The organism is Pseudomonas sp. H1h, assembly GCF_000633255.1.
GTDB lineage: Bacteria > Pseudomonadota > Gammaproteobacteria > Pseudomonadales > Pseudomonadaceae > Aquipseudomonas.
Genome location: NZ_AYMJ01000031.1, coordinates 413598 through 427373, shown reverse-complemented (window position 1 = coordinate 427373; position 13776 = coordinate 413598). Strand labels below are relative to the sequence as shown.

At 61.8% G+C, this 13776-nt stretch carries 11 protein-coding genes; 5 read left to right on the top strand and 6 right to left on the bottom strand.

Going from position 1 to position 13776, the window contains the following annotated elements; all coding sequences use genetic code 11:
* Positions 1-9: 9 nt before the first annotated feature.
* From U862_RS0125980 to U862_RS0125970, 3 genes are all read right to left on the bottom strand, one after another.
* Entirely contained in the window at positions 10-951 is a 942-nt protein-coding gene (locus U862_RS0125980; protein ID WP_025113072.1) for a rhodanese-related sulfurtransferase, read from the bottom strand.
* 102 nt (positions 952-1053) lie between these two features.
* Positions 1054-1353 carry a BolA family transcriptional regulator gene (locus U862_RS0125975; protein WP_025113071.1) on the bottom strand — a complete coding sequence of 100 codons (300 nt, stop codon included), beginning with the start codon at positions 1351-1353 and terminating at the stop codon, positions 1054-1056.
* Between the two features lie 12 nt (positions 1354-1365).
* Positions 1366-1884 (bottom strand): DUF2059 domain-containing protein, encoded by a 519-nt coding sequence (locus tag U862_RS0125970; RefSeq protein ID WP_003226938.1) that lies wholly within the window; start codon positions 1882-1884, stop codon positions 1366-1368.
* A 194-nt stretch (positions 1885-2078) separates the two neighbouring features.
* Here U862_RS0125970 and U862_RS0125965 point away from each other — a divergent pair, with 194 nt between their 5' ends.
* Positions 2079-3473: a class II fumarate hydratase gene (locus U862_RS0125965; RefSeq protein WP_025113070.1), complete on the top strand. Its 1395-nt coding sequence runs from the start codon at positions 2079-2081 to the stop codon at positions 3471-3473.
* 121 nt (positions 3474-3594) lie between these two features.
* On the opposite strand, the gene U862_RS0125960 is transcribed toward U862_RS0125965, so the two are convergent.
* Entirely contained in the window at positions 3595-4554 is a 960-nt protein-coding gene (locus U862_RS0125960) for a DMT family transporter (protein ID WP_025113069.1), read from the bottom strand.
* Between the two features lie 209 nt (positions 4555-4763).
* On the opposite strand from U862_RS0125960, the gene U862_RS0125955 reads away from it, so the two are divergent.
* Positions 4764-4958 carry a DUF6316 family protein gene (locus tag U862_RS0125955; protein ID WP_025113068.1) on the top strand — a complete coding sequence of 65 codons (195 nt, stop codon included), beginning with the start codon at positions 4764-4766 and terminating at the stop codon, positions 4956-4958.
* 111 nt (positions 4959-5069) lie between these two features.
* Here U862_RS0125955 and U862_RS0125950 read toward each other — a convergent pair whose 3' ends face one another.
* Positions 5070-6254: a thiolase family protein gene (locus U862_RS0125950; protein WP_025113067.1), complete on the bottom strand. Its 1185-nt coding sequence runs from the start codon at positions 6252-6254 to the stop codon at positions 5070-5072.
* A 102-nt stretch (positions 6255-6356) separates the two neighbouring features.
* Positions 6357-7871, bottom strand: coding sequence for a polyphosphate:AMP phosphotransferase (pap, locus tag U862_RS0125945; RefSeq protein WP_025113066.1), 1515 nt, complete (start codon positions 7869-7871; stop codon positions 6357-6359).
* A 223-nt stretch (positions 7872-8094) separates the two neighbouring features.
* On the opposite strand from pap, the gene mnmC reads away from it, so the two are divergent.
* The 3 genes from mnmC to ngg all read left to right on the top strand — a co-directional run bounded on the left by mnmC (position 8095) and on the right by ngg (position 13747).
* Positions 8095-10074, top strand: coding sequence for a bifunctional tRNA (5-methylaminomethyl-2-thiouridine)(34)-methyltransferase MnmD/FAD-dependent 5-carboxymethylaminomethyl-2-thiouridine(34) oxidoreductase MnmC (mnmC, locus tag U862_RS0125940; RefSeq protein ID WP_025113065.1), 1980 nt, complete (start codon positions 8095-8097; stop codon positions 10072-10074).
* Positions 10075-10222: 148 nt separating this feature from the next.
* Positions 10223-11995 carry an N-acetylglutaminylglutamine amidotransferase gene (locus U862_RS0125935; RefSeq protein WP_025113064.1) on the top strand — a complete coding sequence of 591 codons (1773 nt, stop codon included), beginning with the start codon at positions 10223-10225 and terminating at the stop codon, positions 11993-11995.
* A gap of 3 nt (positions 11996-11998) precedes the next feature.
* Positions 11999-13747 carry an N-acetylglutaminylglutamine synthetase gene (gene ngg / locus U862_RS0125930; protein WP_025113063.1) on the top strand — a complete coding sequence of 583 codons (1749 nt, stop codon included), beginning with the start codon at positions 11999-12001 and terminating at the stop codon, positions 13745-13747.
* The last annotated feature ends 29 nt before the right edge of the window (positions 13748-13776 follow it).

Genomic DNA, 13776 nt, shown 5'->3' with positions numbered 1-13776 from the left:
CAGACATGATCAGGCCTCGGTGGATGCTTGTTTATAGTTGTAGCCGATCGGGTGCGGCATGTTGCGCGCCTTGGCCAGTTCGATCTGTTTCTGCCGATCGATGGCGCTGCGCCGGGTTTTCTCGCTCAGCTTGTCCCAGCAATGCGGGCAGCTGATGCCGGCCACGTAATGCTCGGAGGCGCGATCTTCAACGCTGACCGGTGTGCGGCAGGCATGACATTGATCGTAGTCGCCTTCGCTGAGGTCGTGACGCACAGTCACGCGGTTGTCGAACACAAAGCAGTCGCCCTGCCACTTGGTTTCTTCCTGCGGCACCTCTTCGAGGTACTTCAGGATGCCGCCCTTGAGGTGATAAACCTCTTCATAACCTTCGCCGAGCATGTAGCTGGAGGCCTTTTCGCAGCGAATGCCGCCGGTGCAGAACATCGCGACCTTCTTGTGCACGGCCGGGTTGAAGTGTTCTTTGATGTAGTCGGGGAATTCGCGAAAACTGGTGGTTTTCGGATCGATGGCGCCTTCGAAGGTGCCGATCGACACTTCGTAGTCGTTACGGGTGTCGATCAGCAGCACTTCCGGATCGCTGATCAGCGCGTTCCAGTCTTGCGGCTCGACGTAGGTGCCAACCTTTTTGTTCGGGTCCACGCCTTCGACGCCGAGGGTGACGATCTCTTTCTTCAGTTTGACTTTGGTACGGTAGAACGGCTGTTCGTCGCAGTACGACTCTTTGTGGTCGATGTCGATCATGCGCGGGTCGTTCTTCAGCCAGGCGAGCAGGCCGTCGATGCCTTCGCGGCTGCCGGACACCGTGCCGTTGATGCCTTCTTCGGCGATCAGCAGAGTGCCTTTGATGCCATTGTCGACCATCGCTTGCAGCAGCGGCTCGCGCAGGTTGACGTAATCTTCGAGGGTGACGAACTTATACAGTGCCGCCACGACAATCGGTTGTGTCATGGGTATTTCTCCAGGTGGCTACCCTCGCAAAGGGTGAACCGGACTCAAAAAAAAACGCGCCGGATGAGCGGCGCGTTGCGGATTCTAGCAAAAAACACGGGTTTAGTGCTTGCTGCCGCCAGCACAGGTCGGCGACGCCGGGGCGGCGCCCACCTCTGCCCATTCCTGCGGGGTGTACGTGTGCAGCGCCAACGCATGGAACTCGCCCATCAGCTCGCCGAGCGTGCCGTAGACTTTCTGGTGGCGCTTGACCCGGTTCAGGCCTTCGAACTGCGCGCTGACCACCACCGCCTTGTAGTGGGTCTGCAACCCGCGACTGTGCATGTGGCTTTCGTCCAGCACCTGCAGATGCTCAGGCTGAAGCAGGTTCAGCGTCGATTCGATGCGTTGTTGCATGGTCATCACGAACTCCGCTTACTTCTTCTTGGCCGGCGCAGCGCCTTTCGGTGCCAGCTCGTTGGTCATGTCGTCGAGCAGCTTGTTGACGACAGGGACGGCGCTTTCCAGTTTGGCCTGGGTCATCTGGGCCGATTGCTGGGTCAGCTGCGGCATTTTTTCCAGGACTTTCTTGCCCAGTGGCGACTGGTAGAACGCGACCAGGTCCTTGAGCTCCGATTCGCTGAAGTTGCTGGTGTAGAGCTTGACCATGTCAGGCTTGAGCTTGTTCCAGCCGATGGCCTGGTCCAGGGCGGCATTGGCCTTGGCCTGGTAGGTTTCCAGTACGGCTTTCTTGGATTCCGGGGCTTTGGTCTGTTCAAAGCGCTGAGCAAACATCTGCTGCACTTGCATGTACACCGGAGTGCCCAGTTTGTCAGCGTGCGCCAGGGTCAGGAAAGCTTCGGCACTGGCGTTGTGGCTGGCGGTATCGGCAAGCACCTGGCCGCTGGCGCAAACCAGTGCAACCGCGGTACAGATGGCACGAAGACGAGTCATCGAGTTTCCTTTTCTAGCTAGCGAGGTAAAACCCCAAGGGCGACCATTCTGCGCCTAAAAAACCTCGTGGCTCAACCCCCCGGCCCTTGCCGTGCTTGATTGACGGGGTTTTACCGGTCAACAATCGGTTCAAGGGAACCACCAAGGCCTGACCGGGCCTAAACTGCGCAAACAGACCAACAGGAGTGTGCACGATGAGCCGTATCGAAACCGACAGCCTGGGCCAGATCGAAGTCCCGGACGACGCTTACTGGGGTGCTCAGACGCAACGCTCGCTGATCAACTTCGCCATCGGTCAGGAACGCATGCCACTGCCGGTACTGCACGCCCTGGCCCTGATCAAGAAAGCCGCCGCACGGGTCAACGACCGCAACGGCGACCTGCCCGCCGACATCGCCCGCCTGATCGAACAGGCCGCCGACGAAGTGCTCGACGGCCAGCACGATGACCAGTTCCCGCTGGTGGTCTGGCAGACCGGTAGCGGCACCCAGAGCAACATGAACGTCAACGAAGTGATCGCCGGCCGCGCCAACGAACTGGCCGGCAACCCGCGCGGTGGCAAGACGCCAGTGCACCCCAACGATCACGTCAACCGCTCGCAAAGCTCCAACGACTGCTTCCCCACCGCCATGAGCATCGCCACCGCCAAGGCCGTGCAGGAGCAATTGCTGCCGGCCATCGCCGAGCTGTCCGGCGGTCTGGCCGAACTGGCGGCACGCCACATGAAACTGGTGAAGACCGGTCGCACGCACATGATGGATGCAACGCCGATCACCTTCGGTCAGGAATTATCGGGTTTTATAGCGCAGCTGGATTACGCCGAGCGGGCGATCCGCTCAGCGCTGCCGGCGGTGTGTGAACTGGCGCAGGGCGGGACGGCTGTCGGCACGGGTTTGAATTCGCCGCACGGCTTCGGCGAAGCGATTGCCGCAGAGCTTGCCGCCCTGTCCGGCCTGCCGTTCGTCACCGCGCCGAACAAGTTTGCCGCGCTGGCCGGGCATGAACCGCTGACCAGCCTGTCCGGCGCCTTGAAAACTCTCGCCGTGGCCCTGATGAAAATCGCCAACGACCTGCGCCTGCTCGGCTCTGGCCCGCGCGCAGGCTTTGCCGAAGTCAAGCTGCCGGCCAATGAACCGGGCAGCTCGATCATGCCGGGCAAGGTCAACCCGACCCAGTGTGAAGCCCTGTCGATGCTCGCCTGCCAGGTGTTGGGCAACGATGTCACCATCGGCATCGCGGCGAGTCAGGGCCACCTGCAACTGAACGTGTACAAACCGGTGATCATCCACAACCTGCTGCAATCGATCCGCCTGCTCGCCGACGGTTGCAGCAACTTCCAGCAGCACTGCATCGCCGGTCTTGAGCCAGACGCCGAAGTCATGGCCAGACACCTGGAACGCGGGCTGATGCTGGTGACGGCGCTGAACCCGCACATCGGTTATGACAAGTCGGCAGAGATTGCCAAGAAGGCTTACAGCGAAGGCCTGACCTTGCGTGAAGCGGCGCTGCAGCTGGGGTATCTGACGGATGAAGAGTTCGATGCGTGGGTACGGCCGGAGAACATGATCGAGGCTGGTGCCAAGGGCTGATTTGTAGCGCCTGAAAGTCCGTCTTCGCGAGCAGGCTCGCTCCCACAGTGGACCGCATTCTCATGTTGGAAATGCGGTCAAATGTGGGAGCGAGCCTGCTCGCGAATGGGAGCGACGCGGTCTAACCGGCTGCAATCCGCATCCGCCGCGCCTTCAGCCCGGCAATCAACGACGGTCCCAACGCCACCAGCGCCGACCCCAGCACCACCAGCACTGCCCCGCCATAACCCAGACCATTGATCTGCTCGGCATGCACATAATCCGGCCACACCCCGGCGGCAATCGCCACTGCGCCGAAGGTCACCAACGGCGTGATCGCCAACGTCGCACTGACCCGCGACGCCTCCCAATGTGCCAGCGCCTCGGCAAATGCGCCGTAGGCAATCAGCGTGTTCATGCAGCACGCCAGCAGTAGCCAGCCCTGCAACGGGCTCAACTCCAGGGCTTTGAGCGGATGCACCCACGGCGTAAGCAACAGCGCGCAGAACAGGTAGATCACCATCATCACCTGCAACGAGTTCCACACCGTGAGCAGTTGCTTCTGGCCCAGCGCGTAAAACGTCCAGACCGTAGAGGCCAACAGCACCAGTAACACACCCGCGGTGTAGTCCGACAAAGAGGTGAGCAATTCGGCCAGGCGCTGATTGAAGAACAGCACAAAGCCGATCAGCAACACCGCCAGACCAATGCCCTGACCGATACTGAAACGCTCCTTGAACACAAACAGGCTGGCGATCAGCAACATGATCGGCCCCATCTGCACCACCAGTTGCGCGGTGCCAGGGCTCAGCAGGTTAAGCCCCATCAGGTACAGCACGTAGTTGCCTACCAGCCCGAGAACCGCCATCAGCACCAGCCAGCCGCCTCGAGGGCCGAGCACCTTGCGGCTCGGCAGACGCTTGACCGAAGCCAGATAAATGAACAGGCAACCGCCGGAAACCAGCAGGCGAAACCAGGTCACGGTGATCGGGTCCATCACCTGCAACACCTGTTTGAGCTTGATCGGCAGGATGCCCCACAGAAACGCCGTCAGCAGCGCCAGGAACAGACCGTAAACCCAGCGACCGGATGAAATGTGCATGCGAACCCCAATGCCTGCTGACAAGAGCGGTCATTCTAGGCCCGCACGCAGACGCAACACAGGGACAGTTCGGGCCAGGCCGCGAATGAAACTGTGCAGGTCGCAGCATTAAATTGACGAATCGCCGTTGATCGGCTGCCCGGGCGTGCCAAGTGCTTCAGGCATAAGCTCATTGGATCCTTTCACCCGATCATCCAAGGAGCCCGATCATGTTAGGAATGCGCGCCCAGGACAGCGCCCCCGCCACGCACTTTCGTAGCGACCGGGTGTGTCGGGTCAATGGCGAACTGTTTTTCTGCACACGGGAGAACACCCTTGAAGGGCCGTTCGACAGCCAGGAGACAGCCGAGCAGGAAATAAAGGCGTATATCGCGCGGATGCAGGTTCTGGATTCAAACCGGTAAATCCGGTTTGATCCCTTCGCGAGCAGGCTCGCTCCCACAGGAGAACGCGGCCACCTGTGGGAGCGAGCCTGCTCGCGAAAGCGTCCTGACAGGCAATACAAATCTGCAGGGTCAGCGCACCGCCTCAAACAACCCCGTCGCCCCCATCCCGCCCCCCACGCACATGGTCACGACGCCGTAACGCAGATGGCGCCGCTGCAACTCACGCACCAGATGCCCGACCTGCCGCGACCCGGTCATGCCGAACGGGTGGCCGATGGAAATCGAGCCGCCGTTGACGTTGTACTTGTCGTTATCGATCTCCAACCGGTCCCGGGCATACAGGCACTGCGAAGCAAACGCCTCGTTGAGTTCCCACAGATCAATATCCGCCACCTGCAAGCCTTTGGCCTTGAGCAGTTTCGGCACCGAGAACACCGGGCCGATGCCCATCTCGTCCGGCTCGCAGCCAGCCACGGTAAAACCACGGAAAAACGCCTTGGGCTTGAGTCCCAGTTGCAGGGCTTTTTCCAGGCTCATCACCAGGGTCATCGACGCGCCGTCGGACAGCTGCGACGAATTGCCGGCGGTCACCGAACCGTCCTCGGCGAACACCGGCTTCAAGCCGGCGAGGCTTTCGTAGGTGGTGTCCGGCCGGTTGCAGTCGTCGTGATCGACAATCCCGTCGAGAATCTGCACCTCACCGCTGTTTTTGTCCTCGACCCGGTACTTGACCGCCATCGGCACGATTTCATCATTGAACAGCCCGGCGGCCTGCGCCTGGGCGGTGCGCAGCTGACTTTGCAGCGCATAACGGTCCTGGGCCTCGCGGCTGACATCGTAACGGCGCGCAACCACTTCGGCAGTCTGGCCCATCGTGTAATAGATGCCCGGCACCTGCTGCTTGAGCAACGGGTTGATCAGGTGATCGGTGTTGACGCTTTTGAGGGTCAGACTGATCGACTCGACGCCGCCGGCAACAATGATGTCGCTGCAACCGGAAGCGATCTGGTTGGCGGCAATCGCGATCGCCTGCAGGCCCGAAGAGCAGAAGCGATTAAGGGTCATGCCGGCCACGTTGGTGCCCAGGCGTGAGAGCACCGCCACGTTGCGGCCGATGTTGTAACCCTGCGCGCCTTCGTTGGAGCCGGCGCCGACAATGCAGTCCTCGACGCTGGCCGGATCGATGTCGTTGCGCGACAGCAGCGCATTGACGCAATGGGCCGCCATGTCGTCGGGACGGGTCTGGTTGAACTTGCCGCGAAAGGACTTGGCCAGGCCGGTCCGCACGCTGTCGACGATCACCACTTCACGCATGGCATACCTCAATTGTTGTTGTCGGATGAGAGTGCACCGAGCATAAGTCCACCCCGCCGCCGACCGCGACAATCATTCACCCCGCGTATGCGTGTCCATCGGTCAGTCCTTGTGCTTTTTCGCGCGCTTGTCGGACTTCTCGAACGCCTCTTCGAGCGCGCGGTTGATCGTGCGCAACACTTTGACCCGCGCCCAGCGCTTGTCGTTGGCCTCGACCAGGGTCCACGGCGAAATCTCGGTGCTGGTGCGGTCGACCATGTCGCCCACGGCTGCGCGATAGGCATCCCACTTGTCGCGGTTGCGCCAGTCGTCTTCGGTGATCTTGAAGCGCTTGAACGGAATCTGCTCCCGGGCCTGGAAGCGCTCCATCTGCGTGTCTTTGTCGATCGCCAGCCAGAACTTGACGACGATGACCCCGGCGTCGGCGATCTGCTCTTCGAAGTCATTGATCTCGCTGTAGGCGCGCAGCCAGTCGGCCGGGCTGCAAAAACCCTCGACCCGCTCCACCAGCACCCGGCCATACCATGAGCGATCGAACACGGTGAACTTGCCCCGCGCCGGCAGGTGCCGCCAGAAACGCCACAAGTACGGTTGCGCGCGCTCCTCCTCGGTCGGCGCTGCAATCGGCACGATGCTGTACTGACGCGGATCGAGCGCTGCCGCCACCCGGCGGATCGCCCCACCCTTGCCCGCCGCATCGTTGCCTTCGAACACCGCCACCAACGCGTGGCGGCGCATGCGTTTGTCACGCATCAGCCCGGACAGCCGCGCCTGCTCGGTGATCAATTGTTCTTCATAGTCTTTCTTTTCCAGTCGTTGATTGAGGTCGAGACTGTCGAGCAGGTTCAGTTGATCGACCGCAGTGCCCAGCGGTGCGGCGTTGACCTCCTCGGTATGAACATCCGGGCGTTTCAAGGCATTCTGCAAACCTTCGAGCAGGATCTTGCCGACCGCCAGACTGCGGTAATTGGCGTCCATGCCTTCGATGATGTGCCACGGCGCGTAGTCGCGGCTGGTGCGGCGCAGCACGCGCTCGCCGTATTTGACGAACTTGTCGTAGGTTTCAGATTGCTGCCAGTCCAGCGGGCTGATGCGCCAGCTGTGCAACGGGTCATCGGCCAGCGCCTTGAGGCGGGCCTTCATCTGTTTCTTGGACAGGTGAAACCAGAACTTGAAGATCAGCGCGCCTTCATCGCAGAGCATCTTTTCCAGACGCTCGGCGGCGTTGATCGCCTGATCCAGACGCGGATCCTTGAACAAACCGTGAACCCGCCCCTGGAGCATCTGGCTGTACCAGTTGCCGAAGAAAATCCCCATCCGCCCCTTGGCCGGGAGCATCCGCCAGTAACGCCAGGCCGGTGGTCGCGCCAGCTCTTCGTCGGTCTGCTGGTCGAAGGTGCGCACCTCGATCAGGCGCGGGTCCATCCACTCGTTGAGTAACTTGACGGTCTCGCCCTTGCCCGCGCCTTCGATGCCGTTGATCAAAATGATCACCGGGAAACGCTTCTGCTGCTGCAACTCGAACTGCGCTTCGAGCAGCGCCTCACGCAAAGCAGGCACAGCCGCGTCGTATGTCTCTTTGTCGATGGCGTGACCGATTTCAGCGGATTCAAACATGGGGACGGCTCCTTCCAGGATTCAGCAAGACTAGCGGATTGGGCACGGCGATGGAGGAGAAATTCCCCGCCTATGTTGTGTAGGAAGCCCCTCTTCACGGGGATCTATGTTCAGCGCCCAAATCATCGATTGTCTTCGAGACTGCGCAACCAGGCCTTGCCATGGATCAAGCAGCCTGCGCCCGATCGGCTAGAATGGCCGCCTTGTCGTTGCCGAGCCTGCCATGAAACCTGTATCGCCCCACGCCCAACTCGACTGGGATGACCAAGGACGCCCGCGTTCGCGAGTGTTCGATGACGTGTACTTTTCCGACCAGTCGGGGCTGGATGAAACCCGCTACGTGTTCCTCGAACAGAACCGTCTGGCCGAGCGGTTTGCCGCGTTGCCAGCGCACGGGCGACTGGTGATCGGCGAAACCGGCTTCGGCACCGGGCTGAATTTTCTTTGCGCCTGGCAGTTGTTCGAGCAACACGCGGTCGCCGGTGCGCGACTGCATTTTGTCAGCGTCGAAAAGTACCCGCTGAGTCCAGCCGACCTGCAACGGGCGTTGGCCTTGTGGCCTGAGCTCAAGCCGCTGGCCGATCAGTTGCTGACCCGTTACGTGGCGATCCATCAGGGCTTCCAGCGGATCATTCTGGGTAGTGGCCGAGTCACGCTGACGCTGCTGATCGGCGATGCGCTGGAGCAACTGCCGCAGCTCGATGCGCAGATCGATGCGTGGTTTCTCGACGGTTTCGCCCCGGCGAAAAACCCGGAGATGTGGACCGCCGAGCTGTTCATCGAACTGGCTCGACTGGCCGCACCCGGTTCGACCATCAGCACCTTTACCAGCACCGGCTGGGTGCGGCGTTTGCTCAATGCCGCCGGCTTCAAGATGAAGCGCACACCGGGCATTGGTCACAAGTGGGAAATCCTGCGCGGCGAGTTTCTCGGCTGGCCGCAGGACGTCGCGCTACCCGCGCCGGACAAACCGTGGTTCGCCCGCCCTGCCCCGCTGACCGGTGAGCGTCGAGCGCTGGTGATCGGCGCCGGGCTGGCCGGTTGCGCGACCGCTGCCAGTCTCGCGGCACGGGGCTGGCAGGTCAGCCTGCTGGAGCGGCATGCCGACGTGGCGCAAGAAGCGTCGGGCAATCCGCAAGGCGTGCTGTACCTGAAGTTATCGGCCCACGGCACCGCGTTGTCGCAACTGATCGTCAGCGGCTTCGGCTACACCCGCCGTCTGCTGGAAACCCTGCAACGCGGTACGGATTGGGACGATTGCGGCGTGCTGCAATTGGCGTTCAATGCCAAAGAGGCCGAACGTCAGGCGCAACTGGCCGCGGCGTTCCCGGAAGACTTGGTGCACTGGCTCGATCAGCCGCAAGCCGAAATTCAGGCCGGGATCGGTCTGGCCCACGGCGGCTTGTACTACCCCGAGGGCGGCTGGGTGCATCCACCAGCGCTGTGCCATGCACAAGCCGCGCAACCGAACATCCAATTGCTCAAGCATCACGACGCGCTGGAGCTGCGCAAGGTCGAGGGCCAATGGCAAGCCCTCGATGGCGACCGCCTGCTCGCCAGCGCCCCGGTGGTGGTATTGGCCGGCGCGGCGGAAATCAAACGTTTTGCGCAAAGTGCCGAGCTGCCGCTCAAGCGCATTCGCGGGCAGATCACGCGCCTGCCACAAACCGCCGAGAGTCAGGCGCTGCACACCGTGGTCTGCGCCGAAGGTTATGTCGCACCGGCACGTCTTGGCGAACATACCCTCGGTGCCAGTTTCGACTTCAACAGCGATGACCTGACGCCGACCACCGCCGAACACCTGGGTAACCTGGCGATGCTCGAAGAGATTTCCGGCGATCTGGTCGCACGCCTGCACATCACTGAACGACCTGCAGAAATGCTCGAAGGCCGCGCCGCTTTCCGCTGCACCAGCCCCGACTATTTGCCGATCGTCGGCCCGCTGGCCGACCGCCAGGCGTTTGCGCAGGCCTACGCGGTGTTGAGCAAGGATGCGCGACAAGTGCCGGACATTGCCTGCCCGTGGCTCGACGGTCTGTACGTCAACAGTGGCCACGGCTCACGGGGGCTGATCACCGCGCCGCTGTCCGGTGAGCTGCTCGCCGCGTGGCTGGATAACGAGCCGCTGCCACTGCCCAGAAGCGTCGCCGAGGCCTGCCATCCCAACCGTTTCGCGCTGCGCACGTTGATTCGCGGCAAGTGAAAAAGTGCGACTGGCCGCTGGTCAGTCGCCACCCCTTATAACTTATCGTTCTAAAACTCCCACAACTGCACCGGGTCAGTTTCTGAGTAGCGGCCATTTTGGCCAGACTTGAATGACCCTCCCCAACGGAAAAACCGGTAAGGACTTTATGTGCGGATTAGCTGGCGAGTTACGTTTTGATCATCAACCTGCGGACCTTGCAGCGGTTGAGCGAATTACCCATCACCTGGCCCCTCGCGGCCCCGACGCGTGGGGCTTCCATGCCCAAGGGCCGATTGCCCTGGGCCATCGTCGCCTGAAAATCATGGACCTGTCGGACGGCTCGGCGCAGCCGATGATCGACAGCCAACTGGGCTTGTCGCTGGCCTTCAACGGTGCGATCTACAACTTCCCGGAACTGCGCGCCGAACTCGAAGCGCTCGGTTATGCCTTCTATTCCGGTGGCGACACCGAAGTGTTGCTCAAGGGCTACCACGCCTGGGGCGAAGCGCTGCTGCCGAAACTCAACGGCATGTTTGCCTTTGCCATCTGGGAGCGTGACGCCCAGCGCCTGTTCATCGCTCGCGACCGTCTCGGTGTAAAGCCGCTGTACCTGTCGCGCACCGGCCAGCGTTTGCGCTTTGCCTCGGCCCTGCCGGCGCTGCTCAAGGGCGGTGACATCAACCCGATCCTCGACCCGGTGGCGCTCAATCACTACCTGAATTTCCACGCGGTGGTGCCTGCTCCACGCACCTTGCTCGCGGGCATCGAAAAGCTGCCGCCAGCGACCTGGATGCGCGTTGAAGCCGATGGCCGCACCGAGCAGAAAACCTGGTGGACCCTGCCCTACGGCCCACACGAGGACGAGAAGAATCTGACCCTCGAAGACTGGCGTGACCGCGTGCTCGACAGCACCCGTGAAGCCGTGGCGATCCGTCAACGTGCGGCAGTGGATGTCGGCGTGCTGCTTTCCGGCGGTGTCGATTCGAGCATGCTCGTCGGCCTGCTGCGCGAAGTCGGCGTGGAAAATCTGTCGACCTTTTCCATCGGTTTCCAGGACGCTGGCGGCGAACGCGGTGACGAGTTCCAGTATTCGGACCTGATCGCCAAACACTACGGCACTCAGCACCACCAATTGCGCATCGACGAAAAAGAGATCATCGAGCAATTGCCCGCCGCGTTCCGCGCGATGAGCGAGCCGATGGTCAGCCACGACTGCATCGCTTTCTATCTGTTGTCCCGCGAAGTGGCCAAGCACTGCAAAGTGGTGCAGAGCGGCCAGGGTGCCGACGAACTGTTCGCCGGCTATCACTGGTACCCGCAAGTCGACGGTGCGGCCGATCCGTACGCAGCCTATCGCGCGGCGTTCTTCGACCGCAGCTACGACGACTACGCCGCCACCGTGCAACCAAAATGGCTGACGGCCAATGACGCGGCCGGCGACTTCGTGAAGGAACATTTCGCACAGCCTGGCGCTGATGCAGCGGTCGATAAAGCCCTGCGTCTGGACAGCACGGTGATGCTGGTGGATGACCCGGTCAAACGTGTCGACAACATGACCATGGCCTGGGGCCTGGAAGCGCGCACGCCGTTTCTCGACTATCGCCTGGTGGAACTCTCGGCGCGGATTCCCGGCCAGTTCAAGCTACCGGACGGCGGTAAACAAGTGCTGAAAGAAGCCGCACGCCTGGTGATCCCAAGCGAAGTGATCGACCGCAAAAAAGGCTATTTTCCGGTACCGGGCCTGAAGCACTTGCAGGGCGACACCTTGAACTGGGTGCGTGAACTGCTGCTGGATCCGAGTCAGGATCGCGGCCTGTTCAACCCGGCGATGCTCGACAAACTGCTGACTGATCCGCAAGGCCAACTGACGCCGTTGCGCGGCTCGAAACTGTGGCAACTGGCGGCCCTGAACCTGTGGCTCAGTGAACAAGGAATCTGATTGATGAAACCTCACGCCACGGCTATCAGCCAACGCCTGCTGCGCGGTCAGACACCGTCGTATGAACGCTTGCAGGCGCGTCTGGCCGAAGACGGCAGCGAACTCGGCGCCGACCCTATCGCTGTGCATTGCGGTTGGGGCCGGCTGCTGATCGGTCACACCTTTCCTGACCCGGCAACGCTGGCGCAGGAACTGCTCAACGAGCAGCCCGGCGAACGTGACATCGCGCTGTACGTCGCCGCGCCGCAACAGATTCTTGGGCTGGAACCGACGCAGCTGTTTCTCGACCCTTCCGACACCCTGCGCCTGTGGTTCAGCGATTACCGCCAAGCCACCCGAGTATTTCGCGGCTTCCGCATTCGTCGGGCACAGAGCGAAGCGGACTGGCAGGCAATCAATCTGCTGTATCAGGCGCGCGGCATGCTGCCGATCGATGCCACGCGGCTGACCCCGCATCATCAGGGCGGCCCGGTGTACTGGCTGGCCGAAGATGAAGACAGCGGCGCGGTGATCGGCAGCGTCATGGGCCTCAACCACCAGAAAGCCTTCAACGACCCGGAACACGGCAGCAGCCTGTGGTGCCTGGCGGTCGATCCACAGTGTTCGCGCCCAGGTGTCGGCGAAGTGCTGGTGCGACACTTGATCGAGCACTTCATGAGTCGCGGCCTGAGCTATCTGGACCTGTCGGTGCTGCACGACAACCGTCAGGCGAAGAACCTCTATGCCAAGCTCGGTTTTCGCAATCTCTCGACGTTCGCCATCAAGCGCAAGAACGGTATCAATCAGACGCTGTTCCTCGGGCCAGGGCCGGAAGCCAACTTCAACCCTTATGCGCGGATCATCGTCGAAGAAGCGCACCGACGCGGCATCGATGTGCAAGTGGATGACGCCGATGCCGGGCTGTTCACCCTCAGCCATGGCGGACGCCGGGTGCGTTGCCGCGAATCCCTGAGCGACCTGACCAGCGCGATCAGCATGAGCCTGTGCCAGGACAAAAGCCTGACCCACAAAGTGCTGAAAGCCGCCGGCCTGAACCTGCCCTCGCAGCAGCTGGCGGGCAATGCCGACGACAACCTGGCGTTTCTCGACGAACATCAGCGGGTGGTGGTAAAGCCGCTCGACGGTGAACAGGGTCAAGGTGTGGCGGTGGATTTGCAGGGCATCGAAGAGGTGCAGCAAGCCATCGAGTCCGCCAAACGTTTTGACAGCCGTGTGCTGCTTGAAAGCTTCCACGAAGGGCTGGACCTGCGGATTCTGGTGATCGGTTTTGAAGTGGTGGCGGCGGCGATTCGCCGTCCCGCTGAAGTCGTCGGCGACGGGCACCATTCGATTGGCGCGCTTATCGAGGCCCAGAGCCGACGCCGGCAAGCCGCCACTGGTGGCGAAAGCAAGATCCCGCTGGATCACGAAACCCAGCGCACCCTGCACGCAGCCGGGTATGACTACAGCAGCATTCTGCCGGCCGGCGAGCACCTTTTCGTGCGTCGCACCGCCAACCTGCACACCGGCGGCACGCTGGAGGATGTCACGGCGATCCTGCATCCGACCCTGGTCGATGCCGCTGTTCGGGCCGCGCGGGCGCTGGACATCCCAATGGTGGGTCTCGATTTGATGGTGCCGGCGGCGGATCAGCCGGAGTACGTGTTTATCGAAGCCAACGAACGCGCGGGCCTGGCCAACCACGAACCGCAGCCGACGGCAGAGCGGTTTGTCGATTTGTTGTTTCCGCACAGTCAGCCGGCTGTTTCTTGATTCCGAGGCGCCTGGACTGACGCCTTCGC